This is a genomic window from Pseudomonas sp. YH-1 (assembly GCF_051990045.1).
Taxonomy (GTDB): Bacteria; Pseudomonadota; Gammaproteobacteria; order Pseudomonadales; family Pseudomonadaceae; genus Pseudomonas; species Pseudomonas nicosulfuronedens.
The window spans coordinates 1,586,086-1,601,626 of the sequence record NZ_CP178184.1 but is presented as its reverse complement, the minus strand read 5'-3'; the positions used below and the strand labels follow the sequence as shown (position 1 = coordinate 1,601,626).

The following is a 15,541-nucleotide window of genomic DNA, read 5'->3' as shown; positions in this document are numbered from 1 at the left end:
GGTGTCCCCCTCGCTCCTACATGAAGAAGAGCGGCTCTATCAGGCCGAAGCCGCGTTATAGAACAGCTGGGAGTCACGTTGTTCCACCAGCGCCTGCTCGATAGCGGCCTGGTGCACCTCGTCGGCGTGCTCCTCGCGCTCCTCGGGCTTGATGCCCAGACGCGCGAACAGCTGCATGTCCTTCTCGGCCTGCGGGTTGGTGGTGGTCAGCAGCTTCTCGCCGTAGAAGATCGAGTTGGCGCCAGCCATGAAGGCCAGGGCCTGCATCTGCTCGTTCATCTGCTCGCGGCCGGCGGACAGGCGTACGTGGGATTTCGGCATCATGATGCGGGCGACGGCCAGGGTGCGGATGAAGTCGAACGGATCGACGTCCTTTTCCTCGGCCAACGGGGTGCCCTTCACCTTCACCAGCATGTTGATCGGTACCGATTCCGGGTGCTCGGGCAGGTTGGCCAGCTGGATCAGCAGGCCGGCGCGGTCGTCCACCGACTCGCCCATGCCGAGGATGCCACCGGAGCAGATCTTCATCCCCGCTTCGCGCACGTACGCCAGGGTCTGCAGACGCTCGCTATAGGTGCGGGTGGTGATGATGTTGCCGTAGAACTCCGGCGAGGTATCGAGGTTGTGGTTGTAGTAGTCGAGGCCCGCTTCGGCCAGCGACTGGGTCTGCTCCTGGGTCAGCTTGCCCAGGGTCATGCAGGTTTCCAGGCCGAGCTTCTTCACGCCCTTCACCATTTCCAGCACGTAGGGCATGTCCTTCGCCGAAGGATGCTTCCAGGCGGCGCCCATGCAGAAGCGCGTCGAGCCGATAGCCTTGGCTTCGGCAGCGGCCTGCAGCACCTTCTGCACTTCCATCAGCTTTTCCTTGTCCAGGCCGGTGTTGTAGTGGCCGGACTGCGGGCAATACTTGCAGTCTTCCGGGCAGGCGCCGGTCTTGATCGACAGCAGGGTGGAAACCTGCACGCGGTTCGGATCGAAGTGTGCGCGGTGCAGGGTCTGCGCCTGGAACAGCAGGTCGTTGAAGGGCTGTTCGAACAGGGCGCGGACTTCGGCAAGGCTCCAGTCGTGGCGGGTTACTTGGGCTGCGGTGGCACTCATCGGCAAAGTCCTTCGACGCTTGGGGGCGCCTCTTGTCTAAGGTGCCCCGGCGGCGCGCCACCGGGGAAATCAGGCTCAAGGCATCATATGTGGAGCTGTGACGCTGTCAACCACTCTCACGACACAGGTCGACAAGTGATCATTTATTGATCAATTGCAGCGATCCGGTTGCAGTTGAGGCTGAACCGATCCATCCAATCGCCGCTCCAATCAGGCAGAACACTCAGGAGTCATACCCCAGATGGGAACAGAAGGATTCTTCGACGGCCTTGGCCAGATGGTCGGCAAGGTCATCCGCTTCATCGTCGATCTGCTGTCGGGTGTACTTGGCGGCCTGTGGCGCGCCATGGACGACTTCTTCCACGGTCTGGCGCGGGCTGTGGGAATCGACGTCTCGATCTTCAGCTTCGTCCTGCTCTTCATTGGCCTGCTGTTTCTCTACAGTGGCATCCGCGCCTTCCTGCGGCGCTCGATCTTCGGCGGGCTGATCTGGACGGTGCTGGGACTGGTGGTGTTGAGCTGGCTGATCCACTGAGCCGATCCCCGCTGAACAGCCCCGCCCCTGGAGGGGCTGAATGCGGTTACTTCAATGGCGTCCCGCCTGGTGGCGGCCTCGTGTGCAATGCCTCCTCTGTGGAGGAGCAGCGGAACAGGCCGCCCTGCCTCTCTGCGCCGGCTGCGACGATGACCTGCCCTGGCTCGCCGGGCATTGCGCGATCTGCGCCCTCCCCCTGCCTGTTTCCGGGCTGACCTGCGGCCAATGCCTGCGCCGCGCGCCAGCCTTCCACCGCGTCGAGGCCCCCCTGCGCTACGGCTTTCCCGTCGATGCGCTGGTCACCCGCTTCAAGCACCAGGCCGATGCGCCGCTCGGGCGGCTGCTCGGCCAGTTGCTGGAACGCCATCTGCTGCATGCCTACGAGGAAGGGTTGCTGCGCCCGGACCGGCTTATCCCCGTACCGCTGTCGCGCCGACGCGAACAGCAGCGCGGCTTCAACCAGGCGCAACTGCTGGCGCAGTGGCTGGCCACGCCGTTGGGAATGCCTGTGGATAACCGCCTCGTCCGCCGCACGCAGGACACTCCGGCCCAGCAAGGCCTGGACGCCGCCACGCGCAAGCGCAACCTGCGCAGCGCCTTCGCCCTGGCTGCTGATGCGCAGGTCGAGGGCCTGCATCTGGCGCTGGTGGACGACGTGCTGACTACCGGCGCCACTGCCGAACGCATCGCCCGCCTGCTGCGCCGCGCCGGTGCACGGAGAGTCGACGTCTACTGCCTGGCACGCACGCCGGCCCCGGAATAGACGACCGTTCGGCCACATTCCCGACATCTGCCCCTTGCGTTTTGCCCGCCAGCAACGGAGCCTCGTCGCATACCAATAAGTACCTGCGAAACCATGACCACCCTCAGCCTGTTGACCCAACACGTTACCCGCCGCCCGCAGCGCATCGCCCTGCTGGCGCAGATCGCCCAGCTCGGCTCGATCACCCACGCCGCCAAGGCCGCCGGGATGAGCTACAAGACGGCCTGGGATGCCATCGATGAACTGAACAACCTCTCCGACCGGCCGCTGGTGGAACGCAGCGTCGGCGGCAAGGGCGGCGGCGGTGCGCGCCTGACCACCGAGGGCGAACGCCTGCTGGCGCTGTACCAGCGCCTGGAAGCCCTGCGCGAACATATAGTCGAGCACGTCGAGCACCAGGCCGACCTGGAGCTGATCGGCCGCCTGATGATGCGCACCAGCGCGCGAAATCAGCTGCATGGGCGCGTCTGCGCGGTGGAGCCGTCCGGCCTCAACGACCTGGTGAGCATCGAGTTGCCCGGCGGCGCGCGCATCCAGGCGCGGGTGACCCGCGAGAGCACCGAGAAGCTGGAACTGGCTGACGGCGTGCCGGTGGTGGCGCTGATGAAGGCCGGCTGGCTCTACGTCGACCTGCCACACATCCCTTGCCCGGAAGGGCTCAACGCGCTGGAAGGCCACGTCGACGACATCCGCGAAGCCGACGACGGCCCCAGCGAAGTCCGCATTCAACTGCCCAGCGGCCAGATGCTCTGCGCCCTGACCGACCCGGAACGCATCGATATCCTTGGCCTGCAACCGGGTTCGGCGGTCCGCGCGCAATTCTCCCCGGCGCAGGTGATCCTCGGCACGCCCCTCTAGCCTCGCCACATGAGTTTCCCTGCCTCATATCAAGCCCCAGGGCGTCGCACCGCGCTCCAATAACGGCCTGAGCTCCGCCCACACCGGGCGGGGCCTTGGTCAACCGGAGCTCCCACCATGCGCCGCCCACTGCTGCTGCTCGCCCTGCTGCTCCTGCCCTTCACCAGCCATGCCGGCCCCGATGTCCTGCGCGTGGGAGCCAGCAATGAGCTGATGTCGACGCTGGAACCACTGGTGGACCAATACCAGATCGAGACCCGCAACAAGGTCCTGCTGATCGGAGGCGATGAGAGCGAACTCACCGAGCAGGTCCGCCAAGGCACGCCCTACGACCTGTTGCTGACGCCCTTGCACAGCACGGAACAGACCCAGCTACTGAGATGCAACGCCCGCGCGATGCAGAAACTGACCCTGGTGAAGGGCGAACGCCGGGCGCTGGCCACGGACTTCATCGACTACCTGGGGAAACACTGCACCGACCGCTGAGGCGACTGCGCACCCAAAGGGGGCGGACTGGGTAAACTAGGCAGCTTTACCATTGCCGGAACGTCGCCATGTCCCATCCCTTTTCCGACCTCACCCCCGACCTGGTGCTGGATGCGGTGGAAAGCATCGGTTTCCTCAGCGACGCCCGCGTACTGGCGCTCAACAGCTATGAGAACCGCGTCTACCAGGTGGGCATCGAGGACAGCGAGCCACTGATCGCCAAGTTCTACCGCCCGGGCCGCTGGACTACCGAGGCGATCCTCGAGGAGCACGCCTTCTCCGCCGAGCTCGCCGAGTGCGAAGTCCCAGTGGTGGCGCCGCTGGTGCATGAGGGCCAGACCCTCTTCGAGCATGCCGGCTTCCGCTTCACCCTGTTTCCCCGCCGCGGCGGCCGCGCGCCGGAGCCGGGCAACTTCGACCAGCTCTATCGCCTCGGGCAGTTGCTCGGTCGCCTGCACGCCGTGGGCGCCAATCGGTCCTTCGAACACCGCGAGGCGCTGACCCCGGCGAACTTCGGGCACGAGTCCCTGGCCACCCTGCTGGAAGGCAACTTCGTCCCGAAGAGCCTGCTGCCGGCTTACTCATCCGTCGCCCGCGACCTGCTGAAGAAAGTCGATGACCTGTATGCCCGGGTGAAATACACGCCCATCCGCATGCATGGCGATTGCCACCCCGGCAACCTGCTGTGCCGCGACGAGACCTTCCACGTCGTCGACCTCGACGACTGCCGCATGGGCCCGGCGGTGCAGGACTTGTGGATGATGCTTGCCGGCGAGCGCCAGGAACGCCTCGGGCAGCTCTCGGAACTGGTCGACGGCTACCAGGAATTCCACGACTTCGACCCGCGCGAGCTGCCGCTGATCGAAGGCCTGCGCGCCTTGCGCCTGATGCATTACAGCGCGTGGCTGGCACGCCGCTGGGACGACCCGGCGTTCCCCCCGAGCTTCCCCTGGTTCGGCACCGAGCGTTACTGGGGCGAGCAGGTGCTGGTACTGCGCGAGCAGTTGGCGGCACTGGATGAGGAGCCGCTGCGGCTGTTCTGATTTCTCCGTGCCGACGCAGGAGTGCTCGGCACAGTTCCTCTTCACGGAAGACACACCATGAAAATACTGCGCCTGCCCTTCATCGCATGCCTGTCGGTCACTCTGCCGTCGGCACTGGCTGCCAGCTTTGACTGCCAGAAAGCCAGCACTCCGATGGAACAAGCCATCTGTGCAAACGATGACCTCTCAGCACTCGATGATCAATTGAGTCTGACTTACCGTGCTCATCTGGGCAGCCCCGAACTCGACCCGGTACAACTCAAGAAAGCCCAGCGCAGCTGGCTGCAAAACACCCGGCGACGCTGTGAAGCCACCGAGACCTTGACCGACTGCTTGAGCGACGCCTACCGCGAGCGTCTGGAGGAGCTGGGGCCTGGAACCGGCGTCGATGCCCAGGGCCACGATTGGAAGCAGGCGCTAAGGATCAGTAACACCGCGCCGGGCTATGACTTCCTACTCGACATGCAACCCTGTCCGGAGCAGACCTGCGAGGGTCCGGCCTTCCTCGGCATCGAGCGCGCCGGCAGCAACGAGGTGGCACAGGCAATCTATCTACCCAATGTTTTCCTGACGCGGCAGGAGAACGGCGAACCACTGGTGAACTCAGCCCGGCTTTACGATTATCAGGGCGTGATCAATGCAGGTGACTTCAATTTCGATGGCCAGCCGGACTTTGCAGTACAGAACGGCAACCGAGGCTCCTATGGCGGGCCAAGCTACGACGTTTTTCTCTTCGATGCGGGACGGCAACGCTTTATCTACAGTCCTGAGCTGAGCGCGCTGACACTGGAAAACCTGGGCTTCTTCGATATCGACGGCAAGCGCAAACGGCTGATCACCTTTTCCAAGAGCGGCTGCTGCTACCACGAGAAGAGCGAATACAGGGTGGAAGCCAATCAGCCAGTCGAAGTAAAACGTGAGATAGAGGATGCTGCTGGGGGCAGTGGCGATCCGGATATGGTCCTGCTGAGCACTGAGGAACTGGTCAATGGCCAATGGAAAACCACCTCCTCGCGCAAGGTGCCGTTCAAGGAGATTTACGGCGACCCGTAGCGCGCTGTAACGACATCGTTACGCCCATTCGCCGACGCTACCGGGACGTCCAGCGAAGCAGCACAGACAAGCCCCGTTGCGCGCCCTAGAATTGTGCAGCCACTCATTAGCTGCCTAACCAAGGATGTTCCATGGCCACCGCCAATCCCCGCCGGGGCTACGCTCTGGGCTTGACTGCCTATGTCATCTGGGGACTCTTCCCGATCTACTTCAAGCTGCTCGAACGCATCCCCGCGCTGGAAATCATCACCCACCGGGCCCTCTGGTCGGCGGTGTTCGGCGCCCTGCTGTTACTGGTGTGGAAGCACCCCGGCTGGTGGCGCGAGCTGCGCGAGAATCCCAAGCGCATCGCCGTCCTCACCGCCAGCGGCCTGTTGATTGCCAGCAACTGGCTGGTCTACGTCTGGGCGGTGAATAACGGCCACATGATCGAGGCCAGCCTGGGCTACTACATCAACCCGCTGATCAACGTATTGCTGGGCCTGGTGATCCTGCGCGAACGCCTGCGCCCGCTGCAGTGGGTAGCGGTCGGCCTCGCTGCGCTGGGCGTGGCCCAGCAGCTCTGGCAACTGGGCAGCCTGCCCTGGGTATCGCTGGCACTGGCGCTGACCTTCGGCTTCTACGGGCTGATCCGCAAACAGGCGCCGGTGGCTGCGCTGCCGGGCCTGGTGGTGGAGACCTGGATCCTGCTGCCACTGGCGATCGGCTACCTCGTGCTGTTCGCCGACGGCCCGAGCGTGCACGCAGATTTCTGGACCACCAAGGACGCCATCTGGCTCGCCGCCGCCGGCCCGATCACCCTGGTGCCGCTGGTGTGCTTCAACGCTGCCGCGCGCCACCTGCCTTACGCGACGTTGGGCTTCCTGCAGTACCTGGCACCGACCCTGGTGCTGCTGCAGGCAATCCTGCTGTTTGGCGAGCACCTGGACACCACTCGCCTGATCTCCCTCTGCTGCATCTGGGCGGGCCTGGTCGTCTATAGCGTGGACATCTGGTACCGCCTCTCCCGCGGCGACTGATCATTAATTGATCCACTGCCTGCAAGCCGCGCCAGCTGCGGCTTGCAGGCAGCCACCCGCAGATTGTCCACAGCTCTATCCCGCGAATGCGGGGATAACGGCCATTTCTTCCACAAGCCGCTCCGCCGCACGCTTCTCTGTGCAGCACTCCCTGGTTGCCCACGGCAATCCGATCACTAGTTGATCAAAACTACGCACGTCTCGTGGTTTCTGGGCGGCCAAGCCATTTCCCCGGCTTTTCCACAGGCTGATCCCCGCTTCGTGTGGATGGACAACCGGCGTCCGTTCAGAAAGTGGACAACACTGTGAAGACCAGAAACAGCGCGGCCCTCAGCGTTCCATGAACGGCTTCTCCACAGACTCTTCCAGTGGTTTTGTGCACAGCGACTGGAGAGTCCAGAGCACTCAGCTTGCCGTGCACGCCTTGTGCAAAAAACGACCAGATTAGTGGAGACCACGTGGCTAGTAGGTCCTAGCAACTTATCAACAGATTGCCCACGGTGCGATCCCCGCAATCTGTGCACAGCAACGACACCGCAAGTGGATAAATGGATCAGCAGGAGGCCCAGACAGAATGGGCCCTCTGTCAATTCATCAACAGAGAGCCCACAGGTTTTTCCACAAGCTTTGCAATCAATGCAGAACAATCATTCCCCGCTGTGGAAATTCAGCTCCACCATCAGGTCATCCGCCAGTTCTTCCAGCTTCTGCTGCAGGGTTTCCAACGGCAGGGTCAGCGGCACGGCCAGCAGCGCCTCGGCGTGGAACAGCGGCTCACTGCTCATCGGCGCTGGCAGCACCTCGGTCGTCAGGCTTTCCAGGTTCACACCATGCTCGGCCAGCAGCTGGGTGATGTCACGGACGATGCCGGGGCGGTCGTTGCCCACCAGATCGAGATGGATCGGCTTCCAGTTGCAGGCCGGCTCGATACCGCTCTCCGCCAGCAGCACGCGAATGCCGTGCTCGCTCAGTTCCTGAAGGCCTTCCACCAGCTCGTCATAACCCTCGGCGGGCACGGCCACGCGAAGGATCCCGGCGAACTGCCCGGCCATGCGCGACATGCGGCTTTCCAGCCAGTTGCCGCCGTGGGCGGCGATGCATTTGGCCACGCGCTCCACCAGACCGGGCTGGTCCTGGGCGATGACGGTCAATACGAGGTGGTCCATGAGCAGTCTCCGCGAAGGGCTAGGACGTGAGGTCCAGCCAATAGGTGTAGAACTTGTCGTCCCGCTTGTAGCCCAGACGCTCATACAGCGACTGACCAGCATGGTTGGTCTTCGCCGTCTCCAGCATCAGGCCGCAGGCACCGGTGCTCTCGCCGTGGGTGCGGGCGGCGTTCATCAGCGCTTCACCGTAGCCATCGCGACGCGCAGCAGGCAAAACGTAGAGGTCGCTGACCAGCCAGGACACCTGCAGCGCCAGGGAAGCGAAGAACGGATACAGCTGCACGAAGCCGACCGCCAGCCCATCGATACTGCGCGCGATGAACACCGTGGACTGCCCGCTGCCGATACGTGCCCCGAGGAATTCACGAATCTTCGCGTGCGGCGCAGGCACCTCGTAGAAATCGAGGTAGCCGGAAAACAGCGGAACCAGGTCATCCAGATCGGTGGGGGTGGCAAGCGTCACGGACATGCGGGATTCTCCAGGAGGGAAGATGCAGTATAGGCACGGCGAGGTTAGCCGGATGCGACGGGCTGCCACAGGTACCCATTCGGGTAATGCGTGTACAGTTTTAAGATTTATCTGGAACAATCCAAAGGATATTTGCGAACATAAGACCTGCTACGTGACTGATATGCGTACTTTGGTCTAACCGCGACGCTAGCCCACTGATTTTTCCCACGGCATCATGTAGTATTCCGCGGCTCGGACTACAAGGCGTTTTGCCTGTGTCCAGAGCTGGTCCTGAGCAGAGTGAGGCAAGCAATGACTGAACGCGTTCAAGTCGGTGGCCTGCAGGTCGCCAAAGTCCTTTTCGACTTCGTGAACAACGAAGCCATTCCCGGCACCGGCATCGAAGCCGGCAAGTTCTGGGCGGGCGTAGAAACCGTAATCAACGACCTGGCCCCCAAGAACAAGGCCCTGCTCGCCAAGCGCGATGACATCCAGGCGAAAGTCGACGGCTGGCACCAGGCCCGCGCCGGCAAGCCGCATGACGCAGCCGCCTACAAGGCCTTCCTGCAGGAAATCGGTTACCTGCTGCCCGAGCCGGCCGACTTCCAGGCCAGCACCCAGAACGTCGACGAAGAAATCGCCCGCATGGCCGGCCCGCAGCTGGTGGTGCCGGTGATGAACGCGCGCTTCGCCCTGAACGCCGCCAACGCCCGCTGGGGCTCGCTGTACGACGCACTGTACGGCACCGACGCGATCAGCGAAGAGAACGGTGCCGAGAAGGGCAAGGGCTACAACAAGGTCCGCGGTGACAAGGTCATCGCCTTCGCCCGCGCCTTCCTCGACGAAGCCGCTGCGCTGGAATCCGGCTCCCATGTCGACGCTACCGCCTATGTGGTGAAGAACGGCGCACTGGCCGTCACCCTGAAGAATGGCAGCGAGACCGGCCTGAAGAATGCCGCTCAGTTCCTGGCCTTCCAGGGCGAAGCCGCCAAGCCGAAAGCCGTGCTGCTCAAGCACAACGGCCTGCACTTCGAAATCCAGATCGACCCGACCAGCCCGATCGGCCAGACCGACGCTGCTGGCGTGAAAGACGTCCTGATGGAGTCCGCGCTGACCACCATCATGGACTGCGAAGACTCCGTGGCCGCCGTCGACGCCGACGACAAGGTCGTGGTCTACCGCAACTGGCTGGGCCTGATGAAAGGCGACCTCGCCGAGCAGGTTTCCAAGGGCGGCAGCACCTTCACCCGCACCATGAACCCGGACCGCGTTTACACCAAGGCCGATGGTTCCGAGCTGAGCCTGCATGGGCGCTCCCTGCTGTTCGTGCGTAACGTTGGCCACCTGATGACCAACCCGGCGATCCTCGACGCCCAGGGCAACGAAGTGCCCGAAGGCATCCAGGACGGCCTGTTCACCAGCCTGATCGCCATTCACAACCTGAACGGCAGCGCTACCCGCAAGAACAGCCGCACCGGCAGCGTGTACATCGTGAAGCCGAAGATGCACGGTCCGGAAGAAGTCGCCTTCGCCGCCGAGATCTTCAGCCGCGTCGAAGACCTGCTGGGCCTGCCGCGCAACACGCTGAAAGTCGGCATCATGGATGAAGAGCGCCGCACCACCGTCAACCTGAAGGCCTGCATCAAGGCCGCCGCCGAGCGCGTGGTATTCATCAACACCGGCTTCCTCGACCGCACCGGTGACGAAATCCACACCTCCATGGAAGCCGGCGCCATGGTGCGCAAGGGCGCCATGAAGACCGAGAAGTGGATCGGCTCCTACGAGAACAACAACGTCGACGTCGGCCTGGCCACCGGCCTGCAGGGCAAAGCCCAGATCGGCAAAGGCATGTGGGCCATGCCCGACCTGATGGCCGCCATGCTCGAGCAGAAGATCGCTCACCCACTGGCCGGCGCCAACACCGCCTGGGTTCCGTCGCCGACCGCTGCCACCCTGCACGCACTGCACTACCACAAGGTCGACGTGTTCGCCCGTCAGGCCGAACTGGCCAAGCGCGCACCGGCTTCGGTGGACGACATCCTGACCCTTCCGCTCGCCCCCAACACCAACTGGAGCGCGGAAGAGATCAAGAACGAGCTGGACAACAACGCCCAGGGCATCCTCGGCTACGTGGTCCGCTGGATTGACCAGGGCGTCGGCTGCTCCAAGGTGCCGGACATCAACGACGTTGGCCTGATGGAAGACCGCGCCACCCTGCGCATCTCCAGCCAGCTGCTGGCCAACTGGCTGCGCCACGGCGTAGTGACCGAGGAGCAAGTGCTGGAAAGCCTCAAGCGCATGGCTTCGGTGGTGGATCGCCAGAACGCCGGTGATGCCCAGTACCGCGCGATGGCGCCGAACTTCGACGACAACGTGGCCTTCCAGGCCGCGCTGGAACTGGTCATCGAAGGCACCAAACAGCCCAACGGCTACACCGAGCCGGTCCTGCACCGCCGCCGTCGCGAGTTCAAGGCCAAGAACGGTCTGTAAGGACGTTCGCGATGTGTTGAAGAAACCGCCCTCCGGGGCGGTTTTTTTATGGCTGCCGGTTGGAGTCGGCCTGCTAGCCCGCCCGACGCGAACAGCACTCACGTCCTGAGCCGCCCCGACAAGGGAGCAGCAGTGCGGGACGTAACGCATGTGCACAATTTTTGTGTACAAAATCCCCACCACGCACTATCGGCGATATCGTCCAACCTGACTCACAAGTCAATGATTGTTATGGGAAATAAATTTCCTGACCACTTGGACATGCGCGCAGGCCGCACCAATAAAGGGCTCAAGCGACCTTCGCGCGCGCCGGAGGAATGGCCGACAGCGCGCGAGCGGCTGCACTGGCACGGAACTGGCTTTTGCACACAAACCACAAAAAGCCGTGCATACAAAAGCCGAGTAGCCCATGACCAGTAGTCCCACGCACCTGTCCGGCGTTACCCCCGTCCAATCTGTCGACAGCACGGCATCCGCCAAGGTGGCCGCGCCGACCCTGAGCCCGCGCCTGTACAGCGCCGACCTGGCGCCAACCAGGGCCGCAGGGCGCAGCTGGGGGCGCTACAGCCTGTTCGCGCTGTGGACCAACGATGTACACAACATCGCCAACTATTCGTTCGCCATCGGCCTCTTCGCCCTCGGCATGAGCGGTGCGCAGATCCTCGCCGCCTTCGCCCTCGGCGCGCTGGTGATCTACGGCCTGATGAACCTCTCCGGCTATATGGGCCAGAAGACCGGCCTGCCCTACCCGGTGATGTGCCGCATCAGCTTCGGCATCCACGGCGCGCAGGTGCCGGCGCTGATCCGCGCGGTGATCGCCATCGCCTGGTTCGGCATCCAGACCTACCTCGCCTCGGTGGTACTGCGCGTGTTGCTCACCGCTATCGCACCGAGCCTTGCAGCCTATGACCAGGACTCGATCCTCGGCCTGTCGACCCTCGGCTGGATCACCTTCCTCGGCATCTGGTGCGTGCAGTTGGTGATCTTCGCCTACGGCATGGAGATGGTGCGCCGCTACGAATCCTTCGCCGGCCCGATCATCCTGGTGGCCTTTGCCAGCCTCGCCGGCTGGATGTACTGGCGCGCCGGCCTGTCGATTGCCTGGTCCAGCGGCCATGCGCCAACCGGCTCTGCGATGTGGCTCAAGGTGCTGGGCGCCGCTGCGCTGTGGGTCTCGCTGTACGGCACCATGATCCTCAACTTCTGCGACTTCACCCGCAATTGCCCGGACCGCCGCACCATCAGCGTGGGCAATTTCTGGGGCCTGCCAGTGAACATGCTGGGCTTCGCGCTGATCGCCGTGGTGCTGGCAGGCGCGCAGTTCAGCATCGACGGCAAGCTGGTGCAGAACCCCACGGAAATCGTCGCCGCGATCCCCAACACCTTCGGCCTGGTGCTGGCCTGCCTGGCCTTCCTGATCGTCACCGTGGCGGTGAATATCATGGCCAACTTCGTCGCCCCGGCCTACGTGCTCACCAACCTTGCGCCAAACCTGCTGAACTTCCGGCGCGCCGGCCTGCTCAGCGCCACCATTGCCGTGCTGATCCTGCCCTGGCACCTGTACAACAGCCCGGCAGTGATCGTGTATTTCCTCGGCGGCCTGGGCGCCCTGCTCGGCCCGCTGTACGGAATCATGGTCACCGACTATTACCTGGTGCGCCGTGGCCGGGTAGACGTGCCGGAGCTCTACAGTGAAAGCCGCGAGGCGGCCTATCACTTCAGTGGCGGGGTCAACCTGCGCGCAGTAGCAGCCTTCGTCCCCGCCGCGCTTATCGCCATCGTGCTGGCGCTGGTGCCGGCCTTTGAAGCACTGTCGCAGTTCTCCTGGTTCTTCGGCGCCGGCCTCGGCGCATTGATCCACTACGCCCTGGCCGATCGCAAGCGTGCCTATGCGGATGTGTCCGGCGAATCCATCGCGGTGGATGCGGCGCATCATTGATCTTGTGATGACCGACTCTGTGGATAAACGACAAGGCCGCCCTCGGGCGGCCTTGTTCATTCAGGGCGCTAGCAGGAAGTCCAGCACGGCGCCTTCGAACTCACGGGGAAACTCGACGTTCGACAGGTGCACCGCCGGCAGCGTGAACAGGCGCGCACCAGGGATCGCTTGGGCAATCAGTTCGCTGTGGCTGGCGGCAGTCACGGTGTCGAACTGCCCGGCGACCACCAGCGTAGGCAGGCGGACATCGTGTAATGCGCTGCGCAGATCGGCTTCCTGCACGGCGGCGAAGGAGCCGGCCAATCCATGCCGATTGGTCGCCAGCAACGTGGCGCGGAAAAGCTCTACCTCCGGTCTCGACGTCTCCAGCCAGGGCGCCGGAAACCAGTTGGCGAGGAAGGTTGCCGCGGTGCCCCACATATCCTCCGCCGCCAGTACCTCGGCGATGCGCGCATCCCACTGCTCCTGCGGCCCGAGCCAGGCGGAGGTGTTTGCCAGAACCAGTCGCTCGATGCGTTGCGGAGCATTCAGCGCCAGCCACTGGCCGACGAACCCGCCGAGTGAAAGCCCCAGGAAATGCGCACGCTGCACGCCGAGCGAGTCAAGCAGTTCGACCACGTCCTGCCCCAGCCGCGCCAGCGAATAGGGGCCGGGGGGAACGCTGGATGCTCCGTGCCCCCGGGCGTCGTAGCGCAGCACGCGGAAGTGCTCGCTCAGCGCAGCGATCTGTCCGTCCCACATATGCAGGTCGGTGCCGATGGAGTTGGACAGCACCAGCAGCGGGCGCTCGGCGGCCCCGTCCAGGCGATAGGCGATGCGCGCGTTATCCCGGGTGACCAGGTAATGAAGCGGGCTCATGGGAGCGTCTCCTCAAGTGAATGTGGAGACGAAGGTAGTTGCGGTCGTATTCCGAAGAAATTACAAAGCACTGAACAACTTTGTCAGGAAACCTGACATGCACGACTTCACCCTGCACGACCTGCAGTGCTTCGACACCGTGGTTGAAGCCGGCGGCTTCCAGGCCGCCGCCCAGCAACTGCACCGCTCGCACCCGGCAGTTTTCGCCGCTGTCGCCCGCCTGGAGCGGCAGCTCGGCTTCGAGCTGCTGGACCGCAGCGGCTACCGCGTCGCCCTGACCGGCGCCGGCGAATCCTTCCACCGCCGCGCCAGGGACCTGCTTCGCGAACTGGGCAGCCTGCGGGACCACGCCGCGCACCTGGCGGCCGGTGAGGAGAGCGAACTGCGCGTGGTGCTCGGCGACTTCTGCCCACGAGCTGCCCTGCTGGAAAAGCTGGCGCGCTTCTTCGCCACGCAGCCTCACACGCGCCTGCAGCTGTACTTCGAAAGCGTCAGCGGTCCGCTGGAGCGGCTGCTCGATGGTGAGGCGGATCTGATCCTGCACCGCGTGGACAAGGCCGACCCGCGCCTGGAGTGGCTGCACCTGGGCGAAGTGGATTTCATCCCGGTGATCGCGCCGACGCTGCTGGCGAACACCACGGACATCCGTCCCGAACAGTTGCGCGTGCTCACCCAGTGCGTGATGCGTGACAGCGCCCGGCACTCCCCACCGGCGGACTACTTCACCCTCGACGGCGCACCGCAATGCACGGTGCCGGACCAGGCGATGAAGAAAGAGCTGGTGCTGCACGGCCTGGCTTGGGGTCACCTGCCGCGCCATCTGATTACCGAGGAACTGGCCGAAGGACGCCTGTGCGATCTCAGCGGGCCGGACCTGCCCGGTCGCCGCGAAGAGCTGGTCGCCGCGCGCCGGCGCGACCGTGCCCACGGCCCGGTGGCGCAACGGCTCTGGGGCTTCCTGCGGGAGACCTGATCAACTACGGCTCATTGGCCCGCGCACCGGTTGCTCGCGCATGTGGCAGACCTCGCTGACCGGCGCGCCGGCGGCAATCAGCGCCTCGCGCTGCTGGGCGATGGGCGTGCGGGCGATAGCGCGCTCGAACTGGTTGAGCGTCTGGAATGCTGGCAGAGCGAAGGCCGCCGCGAGCATCGCCGCCAGCTTCGGCCAGCGCTGGGCGTCCAGCTCGTAGCGGGCGAACTGCGCGTTGCGCATGAAACAGGCGACGCTGATGTCGGCGATGGACAACTCGCCCAACAGCCAGCCGCTCGCCGGCAACTGCGCCTCCAGGTAATCGAAGACCGCCGGCAGGTCGTGCTGGTAGGTCTTCTCCAATACCCCCGCATCGGGCTCGCGTCCCCACACGCCCCGGCCGATCACCAGTTGGTCGAACAGCTGCCAGATCACCACCTGGCCCATGCGGCTGTCGGCAAATTCCTCGATCCAGCGGGCACGGGCGCGTTCGGCGATGTCCGCCGGGTAGAGCGCGGGCTGTGGATAACGCTCTTCCAGGTACTGGCAGATCACCGAGGAGTCGTTGAGCACCAGCTCGCCGTCCACCAGCACCGGTACCTGGCGCAGCGGGCTCAGCTTCTCGAAATCCTCGTTGCCGAAGAACGGCACGATGGAATCGATACGGTAGTCCACCCCCTTCATTTCCAGCAGCACCAGCGCCTTGCGCACGTAGGGGGACAGGTAGGAGCCAATCAGCAGCAGCGGTTCGGACATGACGGTTCTTCTTATAGGAATGGGCGCCCGATTGTAGATCGCGCCACGAACGGCGG

15 protein-coding genes are annotated in these 15,541 nt (G+C 64.1%); 10 read left to right on the top strand and 5 right to left on the bottom strand.

Features of this window, described 5'->3' with window-relative positions:
* Nucleotides 1-39: 39 nt before the first annotated feature.
* Entirely contained in the window at nt 40-1,098 is a 1,059-nt protein-coding gene (bioB, locus tag ACKI1H_RS07400; RefSeq protein ID WP_440468026.1) for a biotin synthase BioB, read from the bottom strand.
* A gap of 241 nt (nt 1,099-1,339) precedes the next feature.
* Between bioB and ACKI1H_RS07395 the strand changes: the two genes are divergently transcribed.
* From ACKI1H_RS07395 to rarD, 7 genes are all read left to right on the top strand, one after another.
* Nucleotides 1,340-1,633: a hypothetical protein gene (locus ACKI1H_RS07395; protein WP_440468025.1), complete on the top strand. Its 294-nt coding sequence runs from the start codon at nt 1,340-1,342 to the stop codon at nt 1,631-1,633.
* Between the two features lie 40 nt (nt 1,634-1,673).
* The gene (locus ACKI1H_RS07390) at nt 1,674-2,396 is read left to right on the top strand and encodes a ComF family protein (protein ID WP_440468024.1); all 723 of its coding nucleotides are present in this window, start codon (nt 1,674-1,676) and stop codon (nt 2,394-2,396) included.
* 93 nt (nt 2,397-2,489) lie between these two features.
* Nucleotides 2,490-3,254, top strand: a complete 765-nt coding sequence (locus ACKI1H_RS07385) for a TOBE domain-containing protein (RefSeq protein ID WP_138525336.1) — start codon at nt 2,490-2,492, stop codon at nt 3,252-3,254.
* A gap of 117 nt (nt 3,255-3,371) precedes the next feature.
* Nucleotides 3,372-3,740 carry a hypothetical protein gene (locus ACKI1H_RS07380; protein WP_440468023.1) on the top strand — a complete coding sequence of 123 codons (369 nt, stop codon included), beginning with the start codon at nt 3,372-3,374 and terminating at the stop codon, nt 3,738-3,740.
* Between the two features lie 68 nt (nt 3,741-3,808).
* Nucleotides 3,809-4,783, top strand: a complete 975-nt coding sequence (locus ACKI1H_RS07375; protein ID WP_440468022.1) for a serine/threonine protein kinase — start codon at nt 3,809-3,811, stop codon at nt 4,781-4,783.
* Nucleotides 4,784-4,840: 57 nt separating this feature from the next.
* Nucleotides 4,841-5,836, top strand: coding sequence for a lysozyme inhibitor LprI family protein (locus tag ACKI1H_RS07370; RefSeq protein WP_440468021.1), 996 nt, complete (start codon nt 4,841-4,843; stop codon nt 5,834-5,836).
* Between the two features lie 131 nt (nt 5,837-5,967).
* On the top strand, nt 5,968-6,855 hold the full coding sequence (gene rarD / locus ACKI1H_RS07365) for an EamA family transporter RarD (RefSeq protein WP_138525340.1): 888 nt from the start codon (nt 5,968-5,970) through the stop codon (nt 6,853-6,855).
* A gap of 647 nt (nt 6,856-7,502) precedes the next feature.
* Here rarD and ACKI1H_RS07360 read toward each other — a convergent pair.
* Nucleotides 7,503-8,021: a glycine cleavage system protein R gene (locus ACKI1H_RS07360; RefSeq protein WP_045212798.1), complete on the bottom strand. Its 519-nt coding sequence runs from the start codon at nt 8,019-8,021 to the stop codon at nt 7,503-7,505.
* A 19-nt stretch (nt 8,022-8,040) separates the two neighbouring features.
* Nucleotides 8,041-8,490, bottom strand: coding sequence for an N-acetyltransferase family protein (locus ACKI1H_RS07355; RefSeq protein ID WP_440468020.1), 450 nt, complete (start codon nt 8,488-8,490; stop codon nt 8,041-8,043).
* Between the two features lie 294 nt (nt 8,491-8,784).
* Between ACKI1H_RS07355 and ACKI1H_RS07350 the strand changes: the two genes are divergently transcribed.
* Together ACKI1H_RS07350 and ACKI1H_RS07345 are read left to right on the top strand one after the other, a co-directional pair.
* A complete protein-coding gene (locus ACKI1H_RS07350) occupies nt 8,785-10,962 on the top strand; it encodes a malate synthase G (protein ID WP_138525342.1) in 2,178 nt (725 codons plus the stop codon).
* Between the two features lie 409 nt (nt 10,963-11,371).
* Nucleotides 11,372-12,901, top strand: coding sequence for an NCS1 family nucleobase:cation symporter-1 (locus ACKI1H_RS07345; RefSeq protein WP_440468019.1), 1,530 nt, complete (start codon nt 11,372-11,374; stop codon nt 12,899-12,901).
* 60 nt (nt 12,902-12,961) lie between these two features.
* On the opposite strand, the gene pcaD is transcribed toward ACKI1H_RS07345, so the two are convergent.
* The gene (gene pcaD / locus ACKI1H_RS07340) at nt 12,962-13,759 is read right to left on the bottom strand and encodes a 3-oxoadipate enol-lactonase (RefSeq protein WP_440468018.1); all 798 of its coding nucleotides are present in this window, start codon (nt 13,757-13,759) and stop codon (nt 12,962-12,964) included.
* Nucleotides 13,760-13,856: 97 nt separating this feature from the next.
* Here pcaD and ACKI1H_RS07335 point away from each other — a divergent pair, with 97 nt between their 5' ends.
* On the top strand, nt 13,857-14,732 hold the full coding sequence (locus tag ACKI1H_RS07335) for a LysR family transcriptional regulator (RefSeq protein ID WP_440468017.1): 876 nt from the start codon (nt 13,857-13,859) through the stop codon (nt 14,730-14,732).
* On the opposite strand, the gene ACKI1H_RS07330 is transcribed toward ACKI1H_RS07335, so the two are convergent.
* The gene (locus tag ACKI1H_RS07330; protein ID WP_440468016.1) at nt 14,733-15,485 is read right to left on the bottom strand and encodes a glutathione S-transferase family protein; all 753 of its coding nucleotides are present in this window, start codon (nt 15,483-15,485) and stop codon (nt 14,733-14,735) included.
* Nucleotides 15,486-15,541 lie beyond the last annotated feature (56 nt).

What these genes read in the sequence shown, in the direction of transcription:
- ACKI1H_RS07395 (WP_440468025.1), top strand. Translation starts at nt 1,340, where the DNA reads ATGGGAACAGAAGGATTCTTCGACGGCCTTGGCCAGATGGTCGGCAAG.
- rarD (WP_138525340.1), top strand. Translation starts at nt 5,968, where the DNA reads ATGGCCACCGCCAATCCCCGCCGGGGCTACGCTCTGGGCTTGACTGCC.
- ACKI1H_RS07345 (WP_440468019.1), top strand. Translation starts at nt 11,372, where the DNA reads ATGACCAGTAGTCCCACGCACCTGTCCGGCGTTACCCCCGTCCAATCT.
- ACKI1H_RS07355 (WP_440468020.1), bottom strand. Translation starts at nt 8,490, where the DNA reads ATGTCCGTGACGCTTGCCACCCCCACCGATCTGGATGACCTGGTTCCG.
- ACKI1H_RS07330 (WP_440468016.1), bottom strand. Translation starts at nt 15,485, where the DNA reads ATGTCCGAACCGCTGCTGCTGATTGGCTCCTACCTGTCCCCCTACGTG.
- pcaD (WP_440468018.1), bottom strand. Translation starts at nt 13,759, where the DNA reads ATGAGCCCGCTTCATTACCTGGTCACCCGGGATAACGCGCGCATCGCC.
- ACKI1H_RS07375 (WP_440468022.1), top strand. Translation starts at nt 3,809, where the DNA reads ATGTCCCATCCCTTTTCCGACCTCACCCCCGACCTGGTGCTGGATGCG.
- ACKI1H_RS07385 (WP_138525336.1), top strand. Translation starts at nt 2,490, where the DNA reads ATGACCACCCTCAGCCTGTTGACCCAACACGTTACCCGCCGCCCGCAG.
- ACKI1H_RS07390 (WP_440468024.1), top strand. Translation starts at nt 1,674, where the DNA reads ATGCGGTTACTTCAATGGCGTCCCGCCTGGTGGCGGCCTCGTGTGCAA.
- ACKI1H_RS07370 (WP_440468021.1), top strand. Translation starts at nt 4,841, where the DNA reads ATGAAAATACTGCGCCTGCCCTTCATCGCATGCCTGTCGGTCACTCTG.
- bioB (WP_440468026.1), bottom strand. Translation starts at nt 1,098, where the DNA reads ATGAGTGCCACCGCAGCCCAAGTAACCCGCCACGACTGGAGCCTTGCC.
- ACKI1H_RS07335 (WP_440468017.1), top strand. Translation starts at nt 13,857, where the DNA reads ATGCACGACTTCACCCTGCACGACCTGCAGTGCTTCGACACCGTGGTT.
- ACKI1H_RS07360 (WP_045212798.1), bottom strand. Translation starts at nt 8,021, where the DNA reads ATGGACCACCTCGTATTGACCGTCATCGCCCAGGACCAGCCCGGTCTG.
- ACKI1H_RS07380 (WP_440468023.1), top strand. Translation starts at nt 3,372, where the DNA reads ATGCGCCGCCCACTGCTGCTGCTCGCCCTGCTGCTCCTGCCCTTCACC.
- ACKI1H_RS07350 (WP_138525342.1), top strand. Translation starts at nt 8,785, where the DNA reads ATGACTGAACGCGTTCAAGTCGGTGGCCTGCAGGTCGCCAAAGTCCTT.